Consider the following 23,394-nt stretch of genomic DNA (forward strand, 5'->3'; position numbering starts at 1 on the left):
AAATTAATACCTGCAATCGCATTCACTGGAATTAAGTCCCAGTTCACAGTATCACCGAATGGCTCATTCACACGAACGCCATCTTGAAACACGGATAACCCTTGTGGCGTGCCAAGTAAAGGGGATGCAGTAAAGCCACGGAATAGAATATCAGGTTGGTATGGATTATTTTGCGTTTCGTTAACACTCACGCCCAATAAGTTATTGTTCATAAAATCAGCAATACTTAGGCTGTTTTGTTGTTGCAGTTCGGCACCCTTCACCACTTGCACATTTGAAGGAATCTTTTCTAATGGAAGGCCAACACCAGCTAATGGAGTGGTGCTAATCACTTCAATTTTACTTAATTCGATTGCGCCAGTTTCGTTTTCTGCCAACGCTATTTGCGGTGTTGCATAGGCCGCTAAAATTGCAGCTAATATTATTTTTGGTCGTATGTTGCTTGACTGTAAAGTCGGTCTCATATAGTTCCCCTAGGATGGTATTAATTTATGTAGATCAAAATCTCACTTAATTACTATGCAAAAAATATGCCATTTTCTTGTAAAAATAAAATTTCTAATTAATACAATAACTTAAAAAATATATATAGTTAGAATTCTTCTATAAATTTAGAAGTTGGTTGTATACAACCACCACATGGTTGTATACAACCACCACTTTTGAAAAAATACTGATTTTTACATGTATAAATTCAACAATATCAAACAAATATAAAAATAAATTTTATTTGAAAAACCGTTGATCGAACATTAAAAAACCCAACTCAAGGCTGGGTTAGTTTACCACTATAAAACTTAAGCTTTGCCAGAACGCTTGCGGTCTGTCTCAGTTAAATACCGTTTACGGATTCGTATGGTTTTTGGTGTAATTTCCACCAACTCGTCGTCATCAATAAACTCAACGGCTGATTCTAAAGACAATGCAATTGGTGTAATCAAACGCACCGCTTCATCTGTACCAGATGAACGGATATTTGTCAGTTGTTTACCTTTAATTGGGTTAACTACCAAATCGTTATCACGGCTGTGAATGCCAATAATCATACCTTCATAGAGTTTATCGCCTGGCACAGAGAACATTTTACCGCGATCTTGCAATTTCCATAGCGCGTAAGCAACTGCCTCGCCATGTTCCGCTGAAATCAACACGCCATTTCGACGGCCTGGCATGTCGGCTTTAACTGGTGCGTACTCATCAAACACGTGGCCCATCAAGCCTGTACCGCGCGTCATGGTTAAAAACTCACCTTGAAAACCAATCAAACCACGGGCTGGAATTCTATATTCTAAACGTGTACGGCCGTTGCCGTCGGATTCCATATTTTGCATTTCACCACGGCGACGACCCAACTCTTCCATAGCAGCACCTTGATGCTCATCTTCTAAATCTACCGTTAAAATTTCATATGGCTCGCATTTTTCACCATTAATTTCACGGTAAACTACTTTTGGCTTACCTACCGCCAACTCGAAACCTTCACGGCGCATATTTTCTAGAAGAATCGTTAAGTGTAATTCACCACGGCCTGAAACACGGAACACATCAGCATCCTGCGTATCTTCTACACGCAAGGCCACGTTCACCAATAACTCTTTCGTTAGGCGGTCACGAATTTGTCGCGATGTAACAAATTTACCTTCTGTGCCTGCTAATGGTGAAGTGTTCACCATAAAGTCCATGGTAAGCGTTGGCTCATCTACACCTAGATGCGGCAAGCCTTTTGGATTTTCACGGTCACATACAGTAAAACCAATACCGATATCGTCTAACCCAGAAATAATAACGATATCGCCGGCTTCCGCCTCTTCAACTGGCACGCGCTCTAGGCCACGAAAACCAAGCACTTGATTGATTTTTCCTACGGCAATTTGTTTATCTTCGTTCATAACCGTTACGGATTGACCAGGTTTAATTTTACCGTTAGTAATACGGCCAACGCCTAGGCGACCTGTATAAGTAGAGTAATCTAAAGCTGAAATTTGCAATTGTAAGGGTGCGCTGCTATCGCCCACTGGAGGTTGTACATGGCTTAAAATTGTTTCAAACAATGCGCGCATATTGTCTGAAGGGGTCTTCATGTCCAACATGGCATAACCGTTAATGGCAGATGCGTAAACAATAGGGAAATCTAATTGTTCATCGGTGGCGCCTAAGTTTGCAAATAAATCAAAAGTTTGGTTAATCACCCAATCTGGACGACTACCAGGACGGTCTACTTTATTAATTACAACAATGGGTTTTAAACCCAAGGCCAACGCTTTTTTGGTTACAAAACGCGTTTGCGGCATTGGCCCTTCAACGGCATCTACCAGCAACACCACGCCATCCACCATACCCAATACACGTTCCACTTCGCCACCAAAGTCCGCATGGCCTGGCGTATCAACGATATTAATATGTGTACCTTCATAATTTAGCGCGGTATTTTTTGCCAAAATGGTAATACCGCGCTCTTTTTCAATGTCACCGCTATCCATCACGCGTTCAGACACGACTTGATGCCCTGAAAACGTACCAGCCTGATGTAAAAGTTTATCCACCATGGTAGTTTTACCGTGGTCAACGTGGGCGATAATTGCGATATTACGTAGATTACGAGACATGAAATGCAGCCATTTATTTGAAAGGCGGCGATTCTACCACAAATACCGATTAATTGATTCTGCTGTACAAGTAATATTCACTTTAAATATTTTCAGACGATTAATCTACACACTTAATTTTATTAAAAAATTTGACATTATAAATGAGAATGATTATCATTTGATACAAGTTAACAAAATCAATAAAGGGTAAATATCATGGGCAAACAAATTGTAATGGGGCATGCAAAATTACCCAGCCAGACGGAATGCAAAGTACTTTACAACCAGATGATGGACGTCGTGGAGATTGAAATGGGTGGCACTTCACTGAGGTTTCAAGCTAACAGCTTTTTCATCATGCACGAAATGCTTAGAAAAGCAGCCGCACGCATCGTAATGCAAACAAAAGTAAGCACTGCTGACTAAAATACGCCTTTAAAAGTTTTTAATAATTTAATTGACAAACGCAAATATAAAGTTATACTGCGCGCTTCATTCGCGTTACTGCATTTTGAGTACCGCTTGAATCATTGCCCTGACCCTTCTGTTGCTCGTGAAATTTTGAAGCAACTATCAAGAAATCGAAATCGATTTTTACTGGTTAGCGGCTGTGCCCGTGCGCTAGTAAAGAGATGTTAGCTCGATTACATTAAGTTTTAACTTAATAAAAATATTCTCTGCGTTTATATTGCTCTTGTTCATATGCCTAAACTTTTAGCATATGCGCAAATGATATGCCCGTTTTTACTAAGCGCCCTTTTGTTTTACTAATATTGGTTATCACCAAATGGCGATAACTCTGAAAGGGAATATTTTGTCTTTTGAATCACTAAATCTTGATAATGCCTTACTTCGTGCTATTGAAGAATCTGGCTACACCACTCCAACCGCTATCCAATCACAAGCAATTCCTGTTGTGACCGCAGGCCACGATTTAATGGCATCTGCCCAAACTGGTACAGGTAAAACCGCAGCCTTTATGTTACCAGCGCTAAACTTATTAGCCACTCCACACGCATTAAAAAGCCGCGGTCCACGCATTTTGGTATTGGTACCAACACGTGAACTTGCAACTCAAGTAAACGAAGCCGCTCGTAAATACGGTAAATTCATCCGCGCACGTACAGTCAGTATCGTAGGCGGCATGCCTTACCCATTACAAAACAAATTATTATCACAACCATTAGATATTCTAGTGGCAACGCCTGGTCGCTTGCTAGACCATATGGAACGTGGTCGTATCGATTTATCACGTTTGCAAATGTTAGTATTAGATGAAGCAGACCGTATGCTAGACATGGGTTTCTTGCCTGATGTTGAGCGTATATGCGAGCAATTATCTGCTGAACGTCAAACACTCTTGTTCTCTGCAACGTTAGATGGTGACATTGCACGCATCGCTAAACAAATTCTTAAAAATCCAAAAACAATTCAAGTGGCAACACAAAAAGAAAAACATGCCAACATTGAGCAACGTTTGCACTATGTTGATGACATGACACATAAAAACAAATTGCTTGAGCATTTATTGATTGCACCTGAAGTAAATCAAGTAATTATTTTCACTAGCACTAAACGTCATTGCGACGTATTAGCTGAAGATTTATATGCAGCCGGTCACAAAACAGCTGCTTTACATGGCGACATGACGCAAGGCGCACGTAACCGTACCTTAACTAAACTACGTCAAGGTGATGTAAAAGTGTTAGTGGCAACGGATGTTGCGGCACGTGGTATTGATGTAAATGGTATTAGCCACGTAATCAATTATGATTTACCAAAATTTGCTGAAGATTATGTGCACCGTATTGGTCGTACTGGTCGTGCTGGTAAAACTGGTATTGCAATTTCTTTCGCATCGAATATGGATCGTCATATCTTACGTAAAATTGAACAATTCACTGGCAATCGTATGGAACCAGGCGTGATTGAAGGTTTTGAACCAAAACGCGCTATGAAGATGGATGGCCCAGGTAATGGCCGTGGAGATCGTGGTGACATTCGCCGTGATGCACATAAGCCAGGTGGTCGTGGTGGCTTTAAACCACGTGATGACCGTGGCAATGACAGAGGTGGCTTCAACAACCGTAACAGCGAACCACGTGGCGAACGCAGTAGCTTTAAACCGCGTGAAGACCGTCCTAGCTTTAACCGTGACAGCGCTAGCCGTGATGAAAATCGTGGCACCCGTGATTTCGCACCGCGTGAAGCCAATGGCAATTCAGCAAGACCTGACTTTAACCGTTCAGAAAGACCATCTGGCGACCGCCCACGTAGTTTTGGTGACCGTAATTCAAGTGGCGATCGTAGCCGTTCTGAGCGTCCAAATGGTGACCGCAGTTTTGGTGACCGCGCTAGCGCAGGCGCACCAAACCGTAGCTTCGGTGATGCTGCAGCATTTGGCAAAAAACCATTTTCACGTGATGGCGCAGCGCGCGGTGACCGTGATAGCCGTGGTAACCGCCCAGATGCGAATCGTGGCGACAACCGTGTGCTAGGCGCTCGTTATGAAGGCCGCAATGAAGCACCGCGCGGTGACCGTTCAACAGCGCCTTCACGTGATAGCCGCCCTGCACGTAGCAACAGCGATTCACGTAGCTTCGGCAACGCGAATGCTGGTAGTGGCGCACCACGTCGTCCTCGTAGCTTTGCATAAGTTAATTAAATAGTGTCTAACAAGATGACCGAAACAGTAATTTCAGACAATCTCGCTTTTACAGACTTAGGTTTAGCGCCAGAACTTCTCAGGGCGCTCACCGAATCTGGTTATACCAAACCTACGCCAATTCAAGCACAGGCCATTCCTGTGTCGTTGGCTGGGGGCGATTTAATGGCAGGCGCGCAAACGGGCACAGGTAAAACTGCAGCCTTTGCGTTACCCTTGCTGCAAAAATTACTGCCTTTGGCGAATTCCAGCACTTCTCCAGCAAAACACCCAGTCCGCGCCTTGATTTTAACGCCAACGCGTGAACTGGCGATTCAGGTTGAAGAAAGCGTAAAGACCTATGCAAAACATACGCAATTACGCTCTCTTGTAGTGTTTGGCGGTGTAGACATCAAAACTCAAACACCGCATCTTAAAACAGGTGTAGAAGTATTGGTTGCGACGCCAGGTCGCTTGTTAGACCATATTGAACAAAAAACCTTACAGCTTAATCAAGTACAAATATTAGTGCTAGATGAAGCCGATAGAATGTTGGACATGGGCTTTATGCCCGATTTAAAACGAATTTTGGCCTTGCTACCCAAGCAGCGCCAAAATTTAATGTTTTCAGCAACCTTTTCAAACGAAATTAAAAAATTAGCCGATGAGTTTTTAACTAAACCCCAGTTGATTGAAGTGGCGCGTAGCAATGCGACCAATGACAACGTAACGCAAAAAGTCTACGAAGTTGCACAAAGTGATAAAGAAGCGCTGCTCACGCAACTGCTGAAAGAAGCGGATGCCAGTCAGGTGATTATATTCACCAAAACCAAAATTACTGCCAGTCGCCTAAGCCGTAGCTTAGCGCGCGAAGGCATTGCCGCCGATGCGATTCATGGCGACAAAAGTCAGCAAGAACGCATCAAAGCTTTAGATGCGTTTAAAGCAGGGACGATTTCGGCCTTAGTGGCGACGGACGTCGCAGCACGCGGTTTAGACATCAGTGAATTACCGATGGTAATTAACTATGAAATTCCCAGTGCGCCAGAAGATTATGTACATCGCATTGGCCGTACAGGCCGTGCGGGCGCTTTAGGCATTGCAATTTCGTTTGTTAGCCCAGAAGAAAATAAATACATTGTCGAAATTGAAAAGTTAATCAAACGCCAAATTCCAAAAGAAACTGTAACGTTAGAAAAAACAAGCACGCGAACACGTGCCAGTAGCCCTAAAGAATCAAGCTACAAGACGAATTCCACGCAAGATGCCAGTGCGACCAAACGTGCGCCGGCAAAAAAGAAAAGTAGCGACCCTTGGTTTGATAAACCTTACGAAGCCTCAACTTCAGCAAAAAACACGGTTGCCACCACTAAGCAAATCATTAGTAGCAAAGCGCCAGTCGCGGCTCTATTAGGTGGGTTAAGGACGAACAAGTAACTTGCAGAAAGAGGCCACCGCTATTCACAAAAGGCACCGCTCTGCAACCCTTATGGATATTAGCTCGCAGAGCATACCCTTTAAACATTAATTAAGTGTTTTGCAATAAAATTAATTAAGTTTTCAGGATGTTAAACTAAAGCTTAATCGGCTTATTCACCAAAAAATTCCTGCTTATAAAATACCAAAATGCGCCTTTGTATTGCCAAAATGGGATGGTTTTAACATAAGCCATTTGTTTTGCTAATGCAATTTCAATCACGCGAATTATGTCCTCATCTTTAGCGCTTTGCACGTCCTGCCCAGTTATGGTTTTAATCAAATCTTGAGCAATTAAATGATTTTGCAACAATGCATCAAAAGTTAAATTTTCAAACGCTTGCACGCGATTTTGTGCAACATGTGGCAAGGTTAAGGCATCACGACTAGAAGCTGTGGTGAGAACACTGTTATCTTTAAAACCACTTACTAAATCATACACTTGTCTTTGTTTGTGATGATATAGGAGTATCCAAATTGCACGTTCTTCATTCCACCAAACACTACATTGCATTGAGCCACCATCCAGTAACACTTGTGACAAAAACAAACATTCATGGACAAATCCATTTTGGTTAGCCCAATCATTATAGGCATTGAATTTAAGGATAAATGCCACATCATCAATCTGTGTTACACGCTTGATTAAGCCTGTCGGATTCGACATTTTCTCTACTGAACTGACGACTGTTTTGTTGACCAAAAACATCAAAAAAAGCAAAAAGAAAATTACCGCTAATTCTAAATAAAGCATTGCTTACACTCCATCAGCCAATATTGCCTAATTCAACTCAACCTCATAACAATAAACATCCACGCCATTTTCAGGTGTGATTAAAGTTGCGGGGATATTGACACCCTTACGCCAGTTATTTACCGCCTCTTGCTTGCCAGCACCCGTCACAATAAAAATCACTTCATGGGTATTATTTAAGCGGTTTTGACTAATAGTGATGCGCTCAGCGGGCGGTTTTGGTGAATTAAATACGGGTACGGCATCAGCACTATTATCGATTGCGTGATTAGGAAACAGCGAAGCCGTATGACCATCCTCGCCCAGTCCAAGTAGCACCAAATCAAAAGTTGGTACGGCGTTCAAAGTTTCAGTATAGGCTTTAGCGCCAGCCACTGGACCGAGTTCTGCCGGAATATCATGTACTTGATTGCTGGGAATATTGACGTAATCGAGCCAAACTTGTTCCACCATTAAGCTATTGCGATCTTCGTGGTTTGGCGGCAAGCAGCGCTCGTCACCATGGTAGATATGCCACTTTGCCCAATCTACAAAGTCAATTTTAGGCAAGTCACGCAGCAAGCGATACACAGCACGTGGCGTATTGCCACCTGCCAGCACGATAGAAAAACGTCCTCTTTGAGCAATTGCCTGCTGCGCGCTTTTAACAATAGCATCGCAAACGCCATGCCTTAAGGCCTCGATACTATTGAAGTGATTCCAACGAGTTTTATTATTTTTTTGCATCACGCTTCTTTTCAACATCAATTTTAGTTAGTCTGAATTGGACACGAAATCGACAAAATTGTCATGCTTTTTATACTTTTTGTATCAAACCACTGTATGAATTTGTCGGCTTGCTTTATCATATAGGGCTATTATTAAAGCCTCTCTAACAAGACTTCCATTTAATTAACAGAATTAATCACAGGACCTCAGTATGCTAATAAAAGACAGTGAAATAGTTGACTTAAACACCCCAACGGGCGAAATGCGCGCGCATATTTTCCGCCCAGCCGCCCCAGGCAAATACCCAGCTATTTTGATGTTTTCTGAGATTTTTCAGGTCACCGCGCCAATTCGTCGTACTGCGGCCATGCTTGCTGGTCATGGTTTCATTGTGGCTTGTCCAGAAATCTATCATGAATTTGAACCACTCGGTACCGTACTGGCTTACGATGAAGCCGGCACTACCCGTGGCAATGAACTTAAAGTAACAAAGCCGGTAGACGCTTATGATAGCGATGCTCGCGCTGTATTGGATTATTTGAAATCCCGCGATGATTGTACCGGCCGTTTAGGCGTTATGGGTATCTGTGTTGGCGGCCACTTAGCATTCCGTGCAGCAATGAACCCTGACGTGCTTGCTACAGTATGCTTCTATGCAACTGATATTCATAAAAAAGCGCTTGGTTTAGGCAAAAATGATAACTCATTAGTACGCGCTGGCGAAATCAAAGGCGAACTTCTACACATTTGGGGTCGCCAAGACCCACATGTACCGTTAGAAGGTCGCAACTTAGTCAAAGCCCGTCTTGATGAAGTTGGCACACGCTACACCTGGCATGAATTTAACGGCCAACATGCCTTTATGCGTGATGAAGGCCATCGTTACGACCCTGCACTTTCACGTTTAAGCTGGGATTTATTGCTAGAACTATTTAATCGCCGCCTAGGATGGGGCGATTTGGATATGGAAGACACTGGTAAAGCAGAAGCAAATCACTAAACCAACAATTTACTAGGCTAGCAGTTCACAACGCCTAATTCGTCATTCCCGTCTGCGCGAGAATGACGAACATTTAAACTTTTTTAGAATATATTAAGGTAACGGTAAAATGGCAAAAACAATCGACCCCTGCACCCTTGTGCTATTTGGCGCTAGCGGTAACTTATCTCGCGTTAAACTGATGCCCGGCTTATTTCGCCTTGATGCCGCAGGCCGATTACCTGAGCACATGGCCATTCTATCCGTGGGTCGTAGCCCAGTGGAGCGCGATGCCTGGCTTGCTGACATCAAAGGTATGCTGGATGCTAAATTCAAGAATGGTTACGACCAAAAAGTATTCGAGCGTTTTGTTGCTCGTAACCACTATTTTGCCAATGCTTCCGATGACCCAGATGCCTACAAAAAGATGGCGGCCACTTTAACTGACGCCAACACATTCCCACAAAACTTGGCTTACTTTTTATCGGTACGCCCGACTGACTTTGCGCCAGTGGTTGAGCAATTGTCAGGCGTTGGTTTATTAGATGAAAGCAAATACTGGCGCCGTGTGTTGATTGAAAAACCATTCGGTACTGATTTAGCTACTGCGCAAGATTTGCAAGCCAGACTCACCAAACATCTCAAAGAAACGCAAATTTACCGTATTGACCATTACTTAGGTAAAACCGCCGTGCAAGGCATTATGCTCACACGCTTTGCTAATGCCATTTTTGAACCACTTTGGAATAAAGATCACATTGACCATGTGCAAATCACCAATAACGAGATTTTAGGCGTGGGTGAACGCACCACTTTCTACGATGCAACGGGTGCTTTACGCGATATGTTCCAAAGCCATTTATTGCAAACGCTTGCTTTGACAGCGATGGAAAAACCAAAAGACCTCAAACCTGAAAGCATACGCGCTGAGAAAATTAAACTACTGCAATCCATTCGCCCAATTGACGTTAAAAATCTAAACAAGCAAGCGTTTCGTGCACAATATGCCGCAGGTCGCGTTTGTGTAGGCGATGGCCACGGTGAAAATGTGGCTGGCTACTTAGACGAATTAAAACGCGATGGCATTGAGTCGAGCAATACCGAAACCTATGCTGCGGTAAAACTATTTATTGACAACCCGCGCTGGCAAGGTGTGCCGTTTTATGTACGTACCGCAAAACGCATGCACGAAGGCAACGTAGCCATTTCAGTTAAATTTAAAAAATCACCAATGCAATTGGTGGATAGCCAACACCAAAACTGGCTGGTGATTAGTATTCAACCAAAAGAAACCGTTAAACTTGAAATAGAATCAAAAATACCAGGCTTAGATATTGCCACGCGCACCTTGAGCATAGACGCGCCGCAACGCCAAACAGGTGATGAAAGTATTGATTCTTACGAAACCTTAATGCTCAATTTGATGGAAGGCGACCCGTCGCAATACTTGCACATTAGTGAAGTAGAAGCGCAGTGGAAACTAGTTGACCCAATTGTAAAAGCTTGGACAGCCGACAAATCAGCCTTACATCAATACCGTGCAGGCGACCGCGATCCAAAAGAATCTGGCGTGATTTTTGATGCTGAAGATCAATTCTGGCGCTATAGCATAGAATTAGGCGGCGATAAGCACTAAATTCAACCCTATTAGGTTTAAGCTTAACGGCAGAATTTACCTGCCGTTTTTTATGTCTATTTTGGTTTAGAGTTTGGCTCGATGGCGTTCTGCTGAACCTGTACTGGGTGAATCACTTTGGTCGTCGGTGTCACTTCACCTTCAACCCACCAGTTCGCCCAGAGTCTATCCTGTGAATCTGGCTCTAAGGTCAAAAAGTTACGTGCGCCTATCAATCTGCGTGTGGTTGCAGGAAATTCAAACATTTTAGCCGTAATTCCTCTGTCTACCATTTCTTCCACCTTGCAAGCTTGTTCTAAAAAATAGCGTACCACAGCAGGTGGTGCGGGATGCACAATGCCGGAAGAAGTCAGTTGGTTGATAACTGAAGCATTTGGTGGCACATCGTTACGATCTGACTCCAGCACCCCAACAGCCGCCACGTGTACATCGCCAGAAAGTATCGTGACACGGCATTTCTTTTCTGCCGATAGCCGAAATAAGCGCTGTATGAGGCGCAAACGCTCTTGTAGATGCGGCTTTGAACGCCAATGATCGCGCAAATCATCTTCAAGCTCTTGCTGACCTGGGATAAAACCCAACATTGACTCCAGCAAGTCCATGCTTGGATGCACCACCGGGATACTAGACATGACCAATAAATGCGAAATATCAGTTTGTCCGTCCAGCCATTTGTAGATTGCACCCCAGCTTTTTTCACTTAAGACCTGATCAGGTTGCATATTGCCCTGATTCACATTTGGATCATGCGGCATACGCTCACTGCGCATATCCAGCACAACCAGTGCCATATTGGCAATGCGGTAAGCTTGATTAAATGCCTCATGATTTAGCAATGTAGCTTGAGGTAGCGCATCAATCGCTTGCAATTGAAACCACTTAAAATAGGTTTTAGCGATTTTAAAAATGCCTTGAAACACCTCACAATGGTGCTGTTCGTGTGGATAGGAGCCCCAGCCATCAAATATATCGTGATCGTCCCACATCATGACACTGGGGATGCTCGCCATGGCGTTACGAATTTCAGGCTGCGCCCAACGACTGAGATATAACTCTTCAAAAAAACGCTCGACTTCTTTTTGCATATCTAAAGTGAACGAGCGACTTTTACGTTTATCCCACGGCAACTCTGCCCAAGCGGCTAAATTGCGGCAATATTTCTTATTCCACATAGCATCGGAATAGACTTGGTCACCTCCCATCAGTAACACATGCCACGGGCCATAACGCGTTATGCCAATCGTATCTGCACCGTCATGAAGCGATTTCATGCGTCGCCATAAAAGGTTCTGGTCATTCACGGTCTTCATCAGTTTTGGATCAGAAAAACCGTTACAAGAAGCGTAAGCAATCGCCGGTTTTTGATTTGTTGCTGGAACACAAAGTGTATAAGTTGTGTCTTCCAGCAAATATGGAATGATTTGCGCCGTGTCTGCCTGTGGTACGCTAAATTCCCACAACCACAATTTTGACTTGGTATAAGTTAACAACTGTGTTGATTTGACTGTTAAAGCATTGTTTGCAACAGTCAATTTAGGTTCTATTTCATCTTCGGCGGTAACTGCTAGAACACCGACCCGCCACTGGTTATTTTCAGCCCCTAAAAACTTTAATATTGGCCCCAGTTTTAACATAACAATCTCCCTAAAAATTCAGATTAATACCCCTAAATTTTCTACATTCATCTTATAATGCAGTTCTTTTATTAATCATAAAACAATTCACACATTATGAGCATTAAATCAGATAAATGGATTCGCAAAATGGCAGAACAACATGGCATGATTGAGCCGTTTGAGCCGAATCAAGTCAAACTAAACGCCAATGGCGAGCGTATGGTGTCATACGGCACCTCCAGTTACGGTTATGATATTCGCTGCAGTAAGGAATTTAAGTTGTTCACCAATATCAACAGTACCATTGTTGACCCAAAAAACTTTGATCCAAATTCATTTGTTGAAGTGAATGCTGATTACTGCATTATTCCACCCAACTCATTTGCATTGGCGCGCACGGTTGAATACTTCCGCATTCCACGTAATGTATTGACAGTCTGTTTAGGTAAATCCACTTACGCGCGTTGCGGCATTATCGTCAACGTGACGCCGTTTGAGCCAGAATGGGAAGGTTACGTCACGTTAGAGTTTAGCAACACCACGCCACTGCCAGCAAAAATCTACGCCAATGAAGGCTGCGCACAAGTGCTTTTTTTTGAAGCCGATGCCGACGATGTCTGCGAAACCAGCTACAAAGATCGTGGCGGCAAATACCAAGGTCAAGTAGGCGTGACATTACCAAAAATTTAGTCCTGAATTGGGTCGCGTTGGGCCTAGTTTAAAAGCAAACTACTCTGTTCTTTAACTAACAACTGCCGACTAATTACTATCGACTAATCAATAGGATTAAATACATGAAATTTCGTTTCCCCGTTGTCATCATCGACGAAGATTTTCGATCAGAAAATTCATCTGGTTTAGGCATTCGCGTACTGGCCAAGGCCATTGAAGTCGAAGGCTTTGAAGTTTTAGGCGTTACTAGTTATGGCGACCTAACTTCGTTTGTACAACAACAAAGTCGCGCCTCTGCTTTTATTCTGTCGATTGATGATAATGAATTTATTGAAGAAAATCAGGACGCGCTTGATAATCTACGTAAATTTGTAGATGAGATTCGTTACCGTAATGAAGAAATTCCAATTTTTCTGCATGGCGAAACCCGTACATCGCGCCATATTCCAAACGAAATTCTGCGTGAACTCAATGGCTTCATTCACATGTATGAAGATACGCCAGAGTTTGTTGCCCGCTATATTCTGCGTGAAGCACGCGCCTATTTAGATAGCCTGCCGCCACCTTTTTTTAAAGCGCTGACCGAATACGCTGCCGATGGCTCTTACTCTTGGCACTGCCCTGGTCATTCTGGAGGCGTGGCATTTTTGAAATCACCCGTTGGCCAAATGTTTCACCAGTTTTTTGGTGAAAATATGCTACGAGCTGACGTTTGTAACGCTGTAGATGAACTCGGCCAATTACTTGATCATACTGGCCCAGTTGCCGCTTCTGAGCGCAATGCCGCACGTATTTACAATTGTGACCACTTGTATTTTGTTACTAACGGCACTTCAACTTCAAACAAAATGGTATGGAATAGTACTGTCGCACCAGGGGATGTAGTTGTAGTAGACCGTAATTGCCATAAGTCCATTTTGCACGCCATTATTATGACTGGTGCGATTCCAGTATTTTTAATGCCAACACGCAATCATTTTGGCATCATCGGACCAATTCCTAAAAGTGAATTTGAGTGGGAAAACATACAAAAGAAAATCGATCTCAATCCATTTATTCTCGATAAAAGCGCAAAGCCACGAGTACTAACGATTACTCAATCAACTTATGATGGCGTGTTATATAACGTCGAAGAAATCAAAGATATGCTCGATGGCAAAATAGATACTCTGCATTTCGATGAAGCTTGGCTGCCACACGCTACTTTCCATGACTTCTATGGTGACTATCATGCGATTGGCGAAGGTCGTCCACGCTGCAAAGAAAGCATGGTGTTTTCAACGCAATCTACTCACAAATTGCTGGCTGGTTTAAGCCAAGCCAGCCAGATTTTGGTGCAGGATGCAGAAAATAATAAACTAGACCGCGATATTTTCAACGAAGCCTATTTGATGCATACCTCAACCAGCCCGCAGTATTCTATTGTAGCGAGTATTGATGTGGCTGCTGCTATGATGGAAGCTCCAGGTGGAACTGCATTGGTAGAGGAAAGTTTGATGGAGGCTTTAGACTTCCGTCGCGCCATGCGCAAAGTAGATGAAGAATGGGGAACCGACTGGTGGTTTAAGGTTTGGGGACCTGATGATTTGAGTGAAGAAGGCTTAGAAGAACGCGATGCTTGGATGCTCAAGGCAAATGAATCGTGGCATGACTTTGGCAACTTGGCCGAAGGTTTCAATATGCTTGACCCCATCAAAGCGACCATCATCACGCCAGGCTTGGATATAAAAGGTAATTTCTCAGATAAATTCGGCATTCCCGCGGCCATCGTTACTAAATATCTGGCTGAGCATGGCGTCATTGTTGAAAAAACTGGTTTGTATTCGTTCTTCATCATGTTCACAATCGGCATCACTAAAGGCCGCTGGAACACCATGGTAGCGGCTTTGCAGCAATTTAAAGATGACTACGACAAGAATCAGCCGCTGTGGAAAGTTTTGCCCGAATTTATTCAGAAGCAACCAAGATACGAAAAAATTGGCTTACGTGATTTGTGTGAGCAGATTCACGCGGTTTATAAAGCTAATGACGTAGCACGGTTAACGACTGAGATGTATTTATCAAACATGATCCCTGCAATGAAGCCTACTGACGCGTTTGCCAAGATGGCACATCGAAAGATTGACCGCGTAGCCATTGATGACCTAGAGGGCCGCATTACCGCTGTTTTGTTAACGCCCTATCCACCTGGCATTCCGTTACTCATTCCAGGCGAGCGCTTTAACAAGGTGATTGTAAATTACCTCAAATTCGCCCGTGAATTCAATGAGAAATTCCCAGGTTTTGAAGCCGACAATCACGGCTTAGTGAAAGAAGTGATAGAGGGTAAAGCAACTTACTTTGTAGATTGTGTTGAACAATAATCAACAAATGGCCATTTATTTACGTGAATAAGTAATGTAACAAAATAATAAACCTTGCGCAGAAGTATGGACTTCTCGCGAGGTTTCTTGCCAAACATGAACATCAACTGTTGGAAAAAATGCATCACCTTCCACTAACAAATCAACTTCAGTAATATAGAGCTTATCCGCCAGCTTTAGGCCGTCTTGATACAACTCCGCACCGCCAATTACAAACACCTCTTGGTCGCTTTGGCATATGCGGACTGCCTCTTCCAACGAATGTGCGATAAGTGCACCTTCTAATTTATATGCCATATTTCGTGTCACAATCACGGTGGTACGACCCGGCAATAAACGCCCTAGCGACTCGTAAGTTTTACGTCCCATAATAATGTGATGGCCAGTGGTTAGCGCACGAAAACGCTTTAAATCTTCTGGCAGATGCCACGGCAAGGTATTATTGATTCCAATAACGTTATTTTTTGCATACGCAACAATGAGTGAAAGTGTTTTCATAAGAGTATTATACTAGCCTTGTTTAATAGTTTCTAAACCTAAACTCTTAAATACATTTCCAATATGGTGAACCTTTTTTACTCATGAAATTATCAACTTTCATTTGAAAATCACATATCCAAAATCATTCTTAAAGCTACTATTGCTTGGCTTCACGCTGGCCATACTGCCTTTACTTGTAGCATTTGTGAACGCGAACATCTACTTTGAAAAGCTGACCAAGCAAAGTTTATTCAACATGTCACAAGCGGTTGAAACCACCCGTACTAGCCGTATTCTGATTGAAGAACTGGCTGTGATGGAACGCAGTGCTCGTCAGTACTTTGTGTTGCATGACCCCTTGTTATTGGCCAATTATGTCAATTCACATGGTAGATTCAGCAATGCTGTAAATACAATGCAATCGCTGCCTATTTCAAAGCCGTTAAAGCTACAGTTGAGTACCTTTTCGGCGCAAGAAATAACCCTATTTACCTTGATCAACGATAATGAGAATGCTAGCTTTGACAAAAGTATGGTGGACGCTTTCACACAGTTGACCAATCAAGCTTACAAGATTACCGAACAAAATAACCGCATTATCGATGAGGAATCTGCACTATTTAAAACCAAGGTCACTCAAACACAACGCTTATTATTTTGGCAAACACTTACGCTTATACCCTTAGCTGTGCTGATTGCGGGACTGATCACATGGATGATTGCCAGCCCGATACGCCGTATGGATGCAGCGATTCACCAACTAGGCAAAGGTGATTATGAACTTGCCATCGAGATTAATGGGCCCGGCGATTTGCGCCTATTAGGCGAGCGGCTGAATTGGTTAAGAATTGCCCTGAAAAATTTACATCAGCAAAAACAACTTTTTTTACAACAAGCTTCACATGAGCTAAAAACGCCACTAACCGCCATTCGCGAGGCCAGCGAATTGCTCAATGACGGCGTCGCCGGCAAACTCAATCAAACACAAAGTTCTGTGGTAAATATCTTGCGAGAAAATAGCCTTCGTTTACAAAAAATGATTGAGAATCTGCTCAAATATGCAGAAATCCAATTTAATTCATCCGAGAATGAATTCAATTTACTGGAACCAAAAATTACCCAGCAATCGCTGAAAACTCTTGTTAGCGAAGTGATTAACACCTATGCGCTGACAATTTCACATAAAAAAATCAATGTGCAGACTTCAATAGAAGACCTCGTCCTCACAATAGATATTCAGAAACTGCAAACGATATTAGACAATTTGATTTCCAATGCGATTAAATTCACGCCTGCAAATGGCAGAATTATTATTCTTGCCCGCCATAGAAAATCTCTAGTTACAATTGAGATTAAGGACACCGGGCCTGGAATTAAAGAAAATCATGTGATTGGCGCTTTCGAACCCTTTTACCGAGGCGAACAGCCAAAGTCTAGTTTGGTTGCTGGTAGCGGTCTAGGATTATTTATTGCCAAGGAAGCCGCTATGGCACTTAAAGGGGAAATTAAAATCATTCCTTCGCAGCTAGGTGCTCATTTTATTGTACAAATTCCCTTTACACCTTCAGTCAACTAAGGTTTTTCTACCCGACATTATGAAAAAATTAAAATATTTTATTGCACTCTCGGTTTGCTTTATGGCTGTTGCCTGCGCAGGTATTCAACACGTGTCTACCGCGATAAAAAAGCCAGATGCACCAACTAGCAATACAAGCAACATTAAAGCGGAAATAAAACCGAATGCCATTAAAAAGGTTGGGGTTACTGAGTTTTTAAGCTACGCTGACGACTATGCTAATTTGCCTGCCGAAGTTCAAAAACAGGAATTTACCACGACGAATCAAGCCCTACTGATTGAACCAAATGATGTTTTTTTGCGCATCAAATTGATAATTATCCATGGGTTGCCAAGTAGCAGCCTGTTTGATAGTGCCAAAGCACAAAATTTGTTGCAGCAATTGATTCAAGAAAATAGTTTATCAAATGCAGATTTAGCTTTTGCCAATTTACTTTTTGAATATTTAACAGCCACCAACAAAGCCAATAAAAACATTAAAGATGATCAAAAACGCATCGATTCTATATTGCAAAAAAATGAAATTTTGCAAATCAAATTAGAGGGTACGCAACAAAAATTAGAAGCCGCACAGCAGAAATTAAACGAACTAAAGAATATTGAAAAATCCATGAGTGAGCGTGAGTTAACACCACGTAAGTAGGGGTTAAAGCACACTTATTTAACAACTATATTAATAGCTAAATTTAAATAATGAATCAACATATTCTAGTCGTCGATGACGATGCAGACATTCTAAAATTATTAGAAATGCGACTGACCGCTAGTGGTTACAAAATCACCGTGGCTAGCTCTGCACACGAAGCGATTAGCCTATTTAATATAAAGCCGGCGGCCTTGGTGATTAGCGATTTGCGTATGCCAGAAATGGATGGTTTTTCACTTTTTGATGCCATACACCAACTCGATTCAACAGTACCCTTTATTCTCCTCACAGCGCACGGCTCAATTCCTGAGGCCGTATATGCCACACAACAAGGTGTTTTCAGTTTTCTAACCAAACCATTTGATAGTAAAGACTTGCTGCAGCAAGTCGCAACTGCATTAAAAATAAGGTCAACCAATTTCAATCAACTTCAGCCCCCTAGCGAAATTTGGAATTCGGCCATCATTTGCGCGAGCCAACAAATGCAAAGCCTGTTGAGTCAAGCCAAATTGGTGGCCGAATCCGATGCCAGCGTGCTGATACAAGGTGAAAGTGGAACTGGCAAGGAATTACTGGCGCAAGCGATCCATTTAGCCAGTCCACGGAACGAAAAATCATTTGTCGCGATTAATTGCGCCGCTTTACCTGAAGCCTTGCTTGAATCTGAATTGTTTGGTCATAGCAAAGGTGCATTTACAGGTGCTCTGCGAGACCATCAAGGTTTAATTAAAAATGCACATGGCGGCACCTTGTTTCTGGACGAAATCGGCGACATGCCCCTCGCGATACAAGCCAAATTGCTTCGCGCTTTGCAGGAGCGTGCTATCCGTGCGGTGGGCGCGACAAATGATATCGCCATCGATGTGCGCGTCATATGTGCCACGCATAAAAATCTGATTGAAGAAATGCAAGCAAACCGATTTAGAGAAGATCTTTACTATCGCATTAATGTTGTCAGTTTGGAAATACCCCCCCTCACCGACAGACGTGATGATATCCCCTTGCTCGCCAATTATTTTATGGAGAAACTTTCCCTAAAACATCATCGAAAAATCAATGGCTTTGCCCCAGAAGCACTAGAATTATTACTGTCAGCACCCTGGCCAGGCAATGTACGTCAGTTACAAAACATTATTGAACAAGTAGTCGTACTCTCCACCACGCCAATTATCACCAGTAAATTAGTGCAAAAAGCATTACAAGATAATATTTCCAGAATTATTTCATTCGATACTGCACGTAAAAACTTTGAGCAGCAATATTTAATAAATCTACTGAAGGCAACACAAGGCAATGTTACAAAAGCCGCTAAAATCGCGGGCCGCAACCGGACCGAGTTTTATAAAATTCTGCAACGCCACCATATTAATCCTAGTCTGTTTAAACCCGTTCAGTCCTCTGAGTAAATTAGAATATTTTGTCGCCTGAGCACGACAAAAAAACACCATTCAAATCAGATGGTTAAATTTTCAGCCCTAAATTACGTCGCAAATTAGCGACAATTAACATTGTAAGGAAAAGGCTGATTTAGCTTAACCTACTGTTTTAATTAAACAATTAAATGTGGCACGGCGTTTGCTATAGTTTAATAGCAGTAACTTTTTAATTATTTAGGAATACATCACATGATTACATTAAATACTTCAAAACCAACATACAAATCATTGGCAATCGCTGCCTTGCTTGTATGCGGTGTTACCGCTCAATCGGCAATGGCCGCAGTTGACCCTGATTTTGCAAAACTTGATGTTAATAACAATGGCAAAGTTTCACTTAAAGAAGCAGCAATAGATAGCGGCATTTCATCTGCTTTTGATGTAATTGATGCCAATAAAGATGGCAATATCTCAGCAGATGAACATGCGGCTTATAAAGCTGCGAGCTCAGCGCCTGCCGCCGCACCAGCCGCGAATTAAATCGATCTGGTTCTATTTGCGTTAGTTTCCCAAACCTGCAATTACACCCCCTTGATGATTGCAGGTTCTGCCACACTGTGCCATGCAGTGTGGCTTTTTTCATTAATTTGACAGAATTTTTGTTGATAGCGTTAGCCATCAAATGACCTTACACAGCTACTACTCCCTTAATAGCAGGATGTGGATCGTAATTCTCTAGGTTAAAATCTTCAAACTTAAACTCAAAGATATCCGTAACATTTGGATTAATTTGCATGCGCGGTAAAGCTCGCAAATCACGCGACAACTGCTCATGCACTTGTTCCATATGGTTAGTATAAATATGGGCGTCGCCCAGTGTATGCACAAAATCGCCTAATTTCAAACCACAGACTTGCGCCACCATCATTGTTAACAAAGCATAAGAAGCAATATTGAAAGGCACTCCAAGAAATATATCTGCACTACGCTGATACAACTGACAACTCAATTTTCCATCGGCTACATAAAACTGGAAAAATGCATGGCAAGGAGGTAGTTTCATCTTTTCAACATCTGCCACGTTCCAAGCAGATACGATTAAACGACGTGAATCTGGGTTGTTCTTTATGGTATTCACAACTTGTGTTATTTGGTCGATGTGCGTGCCATCTGGCTTTGGCCAATTACGCCATTGGTAGCCATAAACTGGGCCTAGGTTACCATTCTCGTCTGCCCACTCATCCCAAATGCGCACACCATTTTCTTTGAGGTATTTGATATTAGTACTACCTTGCAAGAACCAAAGCAGCTCATGAATAATCGATTTCAGATGCATTTTTTTAGTGGTTAGAAGCGGAAAACCATCTGCTAAATTAAAGCGCATTTGGTAACCAAAAACAGAAACCGTACCAGTACCTGTGCGGTCTTCTTTTTTGTTGCCATGCTCAAGTACGTGGTGTACTAAGTCAATGTATTGTTGCATGCATTTACTCCACTAACTTAAGCGATGGGCTAGAACTATCATTCTTAATTCCCATGTATTGATTAAAGTTTGCAATGTAATCGTCTAGGTTTTCTTCGAGCATTTTTCTATACTCATTACTAAAATACTCGATTGCTTCACTTTTTGCAGCTTCCATTTCTTGAGCAGATTGAAATCCACCAGCATTCACCCAAGCGTTGAATCGAGCGACAGCAAACATCATTGAAGCACTTACCTTGCCATTCTCAATCTCTTTGACTTGTTCATTAGCAAGATGGATAAGCGCATCTGCTCTTTCAAAAAACTTATCATCCGGGTCAATTAACATAAATACCTAACTTAAGTATTACTCACAATGTAGTTTTTAATTGCAGCAATATCAGCATCCATTACCGTAAATTTTTGTGGGAGTTTTTCGATATTATTTAATGCTGCAGGACGTTCAGGAGCTTTACCCAAGGCCTCAATAATAGAATCTTCAAACTTGGCAGGTAATGCTGTTTCTAGCACGACCATAGGCACATTTGTATCACGTAACTCCAACGCCACTTTTAACCCATCTGCAGTGTGCGTATCGATTACCAAGTGATACTTATCAGCAGTTTCACGAATTGTCTTCATGCGATTTGCATGTGAGCTGCTACCTGATTGGAAGCCGTAGTCTGCAATTTTTGCAAAGTAACCTTCAGCTTTTAAATCAAAGCTAATACCAGCGTCCACATTGCTCCAAAGCGCTCGTGTTTTAGCGCCATCACGACCGACTAAATCATAGACAAACCGCTCAAAGTTAGATGCCTTGCTAATGTCCATTGAAGGGCTAGAGGTATGGTAGGTATTGGATGAGCCACGTGGGCTATAAACACCCGTTTTAAAGAACTCATCCAGCACATCGTTTTCATTAGTTGCTACAATCAGTTTATCAATCGGCAAGCCCATCATGCGAGCAATATGGCCAGCGCAAACGTTGCCAAAATTTCCACTTGGCACTGCAAAACTTACTTTTTGTGAGTTATTACTTGTTACGGCAAAATAACCTTTAAAGTAATACACTACTTGGGCAATAATACGTCCCCAGTTGATTGAATTGACTGCGCCAATTTTGTAACTAGCTTTAAATTCTGCGTCATTTGAAACCGCTTTTACCATGTCTTGGCAGTCATCAAACACGCCATTTACAGCAATGTTATAAATGTTGTCATCTTGCAAACTGAACATTTGTGCTGTTTGGAAACGACTCATCTTTTTATGAGGTGAAAGCATAAATACACGAATGCCTTTTTTACCACGCATTGCATATTCGGCAGCAGAGCCAGTATCACCAGAAGTTGCTCCAAGAATATTGGTTGTTTTACCTTCTTTAGTAAGCACATATTCAAACAAATTACCCAATAACTGCATCGCCATGTCTTTAAAAGCGAGCGTAGGACCGTTAGAAAGGCTTAACAGATATAAGTTATTCTCTAGCTTAACTGTTGGCGTAATGTCTGCGGCATTTTGCCCTGCGCGCGCGTATGCATAAACATCGGCTCGGTAGGTTTTATCAATAATAGCTTTTAAATCAGCAGCTGGAATGTCATCAATCAATCGGCTTAGAATTGCAAAAGCTAAATCGGCATAACTCAAACCACGCATTGTGCTTAAATCAGCATCAGTAAATTGCGGATATGTTTCTGGCAAGTACAAGCCGCCATCAGGCGCTAAACCACCTAAAAGAATTTCGCTAAAGCTTAAGGCTGGTGACTGCCCACGTGTTGATATATATTTCATGCTTTACTTACCTAATTCTTCCATACGCAATTTAACAACTTTACCTACAACTGGTGGTAAAGCTTCAATTTCTGCAATGCCTGCATCCATGTTTTTCTCAACAGTGATATGCGTCAAAATAACGATATCTGCTTCAGTTTCATTATCTGCAGGTTCTTTTTGCAGCATTGCATCAATTGAAATGTTGCGATCTGCCAAAATCTTAGTCACGCCAGCTAATACGCCAGGCTTGTCTGAAACGCGTAAGCGTAAGTAATAAGCGCTGTTAACTTCGCTGATCGGCAAAATTGGCAAGTCATTGAGTTGACCGGCTTGGAAGCCTAAATAAGGCACGCGCTGTTCTACACTTGCGCTGCTCAAACGAGCCACATCCATCAAATCTGCCACAACTGAGCTAGCTGTTGGTTCAGCACCTGCACCTGCTCCGTAGTAGAGCGTAGGACCAACCGCATCGCCCTTCACAACCACTGCGTTCATCGCGCCGTTTACATTAGCCACCAAGCGCTTTTCAGAAATCAGTGTTGGATGCACGCGCAATTCAACGCCTGTATCCGTACGCTTTGTTATACCAAGTAATTTGACACGATAACCTAACTCTTCAGCATATTTAATATCGGTTTGTTGTAGCTT

Annotated in this window: 21 protein-coding genes; 11 read left to right on the top strand and 10 right to left on the bottom strand. The window is 42.4% G+C overall.

Annotated elements, in window-relative coordinates; genetic code table 11:
* The coding region (locus HOO90_RS10680; RefSeq protein ID WP_292842862.1) for a Plug domain-containing protein at positions 1-464 on the bottom strand (464 nt) is incomplete at its 3' end.
* Positions 465-797: 333 nt separating this feature from the next.
* Positions 798-2,606, bottom strand: coding sequence for a translational GTPase TypA (typA, locus tag HOO90_RS10685; RefSeq protein ID WP_292842864.1), 1,809 nt, complete (start codon positions 2,604-2,606; stop codon positions 798-800).
* Between the two features lie 198 nt (positions 2,607-2,804).
* On the opposite strand from typA, the gene HOO90_RS10690 reads away from it, so the two are divergent.
* From HOO90_RS10690 to HOO90_RS10700, 3 genes are all read left to right on the top strand, one after another.
* Positions 2,805-3,014: a hypothetical protein gene (locus tag HOO90_RS10690; RefSeq protein WP_292842866.1), complete on the top strand. Its 210-nt coding sequence runs from the start codon at positions 2,805-2,807 to the stop codon at positions 3,012-3,014.
* A gap of 388 nt (positions 3,015-3,402) precedes the next feature.
* Entirely contained in the window at positions 3,403-5,244 is a 1,842-nt protein-coding gene (locus HOO90_RS10695) for a DEAD/DEAH box helicase (protein ID WP_292842892.1), read from the top strand.
* Positions 5,245-5,268: 24 nt separating this feature from the next.
* Entirely contained in the window at positions 5,269-6,669 is a 1,401-nt protein-coding gene (locus HOO90_RS10700; RefSeq protein ID WP_292842894.1) for a DEAD/DEAH box helicase, read from the top strand.
* Between the two features lie 136 nt (positions 6,670-6,805).
* On the opposite strand, the gene HOO90_RS10705 is transcribed toward HOO90_RS10700, so the two are convergent.
* Positions 6,806-7,462 carry a hypothetical protein gene (locus tag HOO90_RS10705; protein WP_292842896.1) on the bottom strand — a complete coding sequence of 219 codons (657 nt, stop codon included), beginning with the start codon at positions 7,460-7,462 and terminating at the stop codon, positions 6,806-6,808.
* 27 nt (positions 7,463-7,489) lie between these two features.
* Positions 7,490-8,188, bottom strand: a complete 699-nt coding sequence (pgl, locus tag HOO90_RS10710) for a 6-phosphogluconolactonase (RefSeq protein ID WP_292842898.1) — start codon at positions 8,186-8,188, stop codon at positions 7,490-7,492.
* Between the two features lie 193 nt (positions 8,189-8,381).
* Between pgl and HOO90_RS10715 the strand changes: the two genes are divergently transcribed.
* Entirely contained in the window at positions 8,382-9,170 is a 789-nt protein-coding gene (locus tag HOO90_RS10715; protein ID WP_292842900.1) for a dienelactone hydrolase family protein, read from the top strand.
* A 109-nt stretch (positions 9,171-9,279) separates the two neighbouring features.
* Entirely contained in the window at positions 9,280-10,785 is a 1,506-nt protein-coding gene (gene zwf / locus HOO90_RS10720; protein WP_292842902.1) for a glucose-6-phosphate dehydrogenase, read from the top strand.
* 56 nt (positions 10,786-10,841) lie between these two features.
* On the opposite strand, the gene HOO90_RS10725 is transcribed toward zwf, so the two are convergent.
* Positions 10,842-12,419 carry an alkaline phosphatase D family protein gene (locus HOO90_RS10725; protein WP_292842904.1) on the bottom strand — a complete coding sequence of 526 codons (1,578 nt, stop codon included), beginning with the start codon at positions 12,417-12,419 and terminating at the stop codon, positions 10,842-10,844.
* A gap of 96 nt (positions 12,420-12,515) precedes the next feature.
* Between HOO90_RS10725 and dcd the strand changes: the two genes are divergently transcribed.
* Together dcd and HOO90_RS10735 are read left to right on the top strand one after the other, a co-directional pair.
* Entirely contained in the window at positions 12,516-13,091 is a 576-nt protein-coding gene (gene dcd, locus HOO90_RS10730; RefSeq protein WP_292842906.1) for a dCTP deaminase, read from the top strand.
* A gap of 104 nt (positions 13,092-13,195) precedes the next feature.
* Positions 13,196-15,436 (top strand): arginine/lysine/ornithine decarboxylase, encoded by a 2,241-nt coding sequence (locus tag HOO90_RS10735; protein ID WP_292842908.1) that lies wholly within the window; start codon positions 13,196-13,198, stop codon positions 15,434-15,436.
* Between the two features lie 15 nt (positions 15,437-15,451).
* Here HOO90_RS10735 and HOO90_RS10740 read toward each other — a convergent pair whose 3' ends face one another.
* Positions 15,452-15,934 (bottom strand): dihydrofolate reductase, encoded by a 483-nt coding sequence (locus HOO90_RS10740; protein ID WP_292842910.1) that lies wholly within the window; start codon positions 15,932-15,934, stop codon positions 15,452-15,454.
* Between the two features lie 103 nt (positions 15,935-16,037).
* Between HOO90_RS10740 and HOO90_RS10745 the strand changes: the two genes are divergently transcribed.
* From HOO90_RS10745 to HOO90_RS10760, 4 genes are all read left to right on the top strand, one after another.
* Positions 16,038-17,492 carry a HAMP domain-containing sensor histidine kinase gene (locus HOO90_RS10745; protein ID WP_292842912.1) on the top strand — a complete coding sequence of 485 codons (1,455 nt, stop codon included), beginning with the start codon at positions 16,038-16,040 and terminating at the stop codon, positions 17,490-17,492.
* Positions 17,493-17,511: 19 nt separating this feature from the next.
* On the top strand, positions 17,512-18,135 hold the full coding sequence (locus tag HOO90_RS10750; protein WP_292842914.1) for a hypothetical protein: 624 nt from the start codon (positions 17,512-17,514) through the stop codon (positions 18,133-18,135).
* 50 nt (positions 18,136-18,185) lie between these two features.
* Positions 18,186-19,544 carry a sigma 54-interacting transcriptional regulator gene (locus HOO90_RS10755; RefSeq protein ID WP_292842916.1) on the top strand — a complete coding sequence of 453 codons (1,359 nt, stop codon included), beginning with the start codon at positions 18,186-18,188 and terminating at the stop codon, positions 19,542-19,544.
* A gap of 219 nt (positions 19,545-19,763) precedes the next feature.
* A complete protein-coding gene (locus tag HOO90_RS10760; protein WP_292842918.1) occupies positions 19,764-20,054 on the top strand; it encodes a hypothetical protein in 291 nt (96 codons plus the stop codon).
* A gap of 148 nt (positions 20,055-20,202) precedes the next feature.
* On the opposite strand, the gene HOO90_RS10765 is transcribed toward HOO90_RS10760, so the two are convergent.
* The 4 genes from HOO90_RS10765 to HOO90_RS10780 form a co-directional block, all read right to left on the bottom strand.
* The gene (locus HOO90_RS10765; protein WP_292842920.1) at positions 20,203-20,997 is read right to left on the bottom strand and encodes a thymidylate synthase; all 795 of its coding nucleotides are present in this window, start codon (positions 20,995-20,997) and stop codon (positions 20,203-20,205) included.
* A gap of 4 nt (positions 20,998-21,001) precedes the next feature.
* On the bottom strand, positions 21,002-21,325 hold the full coding sequence (locus HOO90_RS10770; protein WP_292842922.1) for a DUF3144 domain-containing protein: 324 nt from the start codon (positions 21,323-21,325) through the stop codon (positions 21,002-21,004).
* An 11-nt stretch (positions 21,326-21,336) separates the two neighbouring features.
* Entirely contained in the window at positions 21,337-22,764 is a 1,428-nt protein-coding gene (thrC, locus tag HOO90_RS10775; protein ID WP_292842924.1) for a threonine synthase, read from the bottom strand.
* A 3-nt stretch (positions 22,765-22,767) separates the two neighbouring features.
* The coding region (locus tag HOO90_RS10780; RefSeq protein WP_292842926.1) for a homoserine dehydrogenase at positions 22,768-23,394 on the bottom strand (627 nt) is incomplete at its 5' end.

Origin of the sequence: Methylotenera sp. (assembly GCF_013141425.1) — a bacterium.
Classification (GTDB): domain Bacteria; phylum Pseudomonadota; class Gammaproteobacteria; order Burkholderiales; family Methylophilaceae; genus Methylotenera.

Bases quoted from the DNA above. Each gene is read 5' to 3' on its own strand.
- typA (WP_292842864.1), bottom strand. From the start codon at position 2,606: ATGTCTCGTAATCTACGTAATATCGCAATTATCGCCCACGTTGACCAC.
- HOO90_RS10690 (WP_292842866.1), top strand. From the start codon at position 2,805: ATGGGCAAACAAATTGTAATGGGGCATGCAAAATTACCCAGCCAGACG.
- HOO90_RS10700 (WP_292842894.1), top strand. From the start codon at position 5,269: ATGACCGAAACAGTAATTTCAGACAATCTCGCTTTTACAGACTTAGGT.
- HOO90_RS10705 (WP_292842896.1), bottom strand. From the start codon at position 7,462: ATGCTTTATTTAGAATTAGCGGTAATTTTCTTTTTGCTTTTTTTGATG.
- pgl (WP_292842898.1), bottom strand. From the start codon at position 8,188: ATGCAAAAAAATAATAAAACTCGTTGGAATCACTTCAATAGTATCGAG.
- HOO90_RS10715 (WP_292842900.1), top strand. From the start codon at position 8,382: ATGCTAATAAAAGACAGTGAAATAGTTGACTTAAACACCCCAACGGGC.
- zwf (WP_292842902.1), top strand. From the start codon at position 9,280: ATGGCAAAAACAATCGACCCCTGCACCCTTGTGCTATTTGGCGCTAGC.
- HOO90_RS10725 (WP_292842904.1), bottom strand. From the start codon at position 12,419: ATGTTAAAACTGGGGCCAATATTAAAGTTTTTAGGGGCTGAAAATAAC.
- dcd (WP_292842906.1), top strand. From the start codon at position 12,516: ATGAGCATTAAATCAGATAAATGGATTCGCAAAATGGCAGAACAACAT.
- HOO90_RS10735 (WP_292842908.1), top strand. From the start codon at position 13,196: ATGAAATTTCGTTTCCCCGTTGTCATCATCGACGAAGATTTTCGATCA.
- HOO90_RS10740 (WP_292842910.1), bottom strand. From the start codon at position 15,934: ATGAAAACACTTTCACTCATTGTTGCGTATGCAAAAAATAACGTTATT.
- HOO90_RS10750 (WP_292842914.1), top strand. From the start codon at position 17,512: ATGAAAAAATTAAAATATTTTATTGCACTCTCGGTTTGCTTTATGGCT.
- HOO90_RS10755 (WP_292842916.1), top strand. From the start codon at position 18,186: ATGAATCAACATATTCTAGTCGTCGATGACGATGCAGACATTCTAAAA.
- HOO90_RS10760 (WP_292842918.1), top strand. From the start codon at position 19,764: ATGATTACATTAAATACTTCAAAACCAACATACAAATCATTGGCAATC.
- HOO90_RS10765 (WP_292842920.1), bottom strand. From the start codon at position 20,997: ATGCAACAATACATTGACTTAGTACACCACGTACTTGAGCATGGCAAC.
- HOO90_RS10770 (WP_292842922.1), bottom strand. From the start codon at position 21,325: ATGTTAATTGACCCGGATGATAAGTTTTTTGAAAGAGCAGATGCGCTT.
- thrC (WP_292842924.1), bottom strand. From the start codon at position 22,764: ATGAAATATATATCAACACGTGGGCAGTCACCAGCCTTAAGCTTTAGC.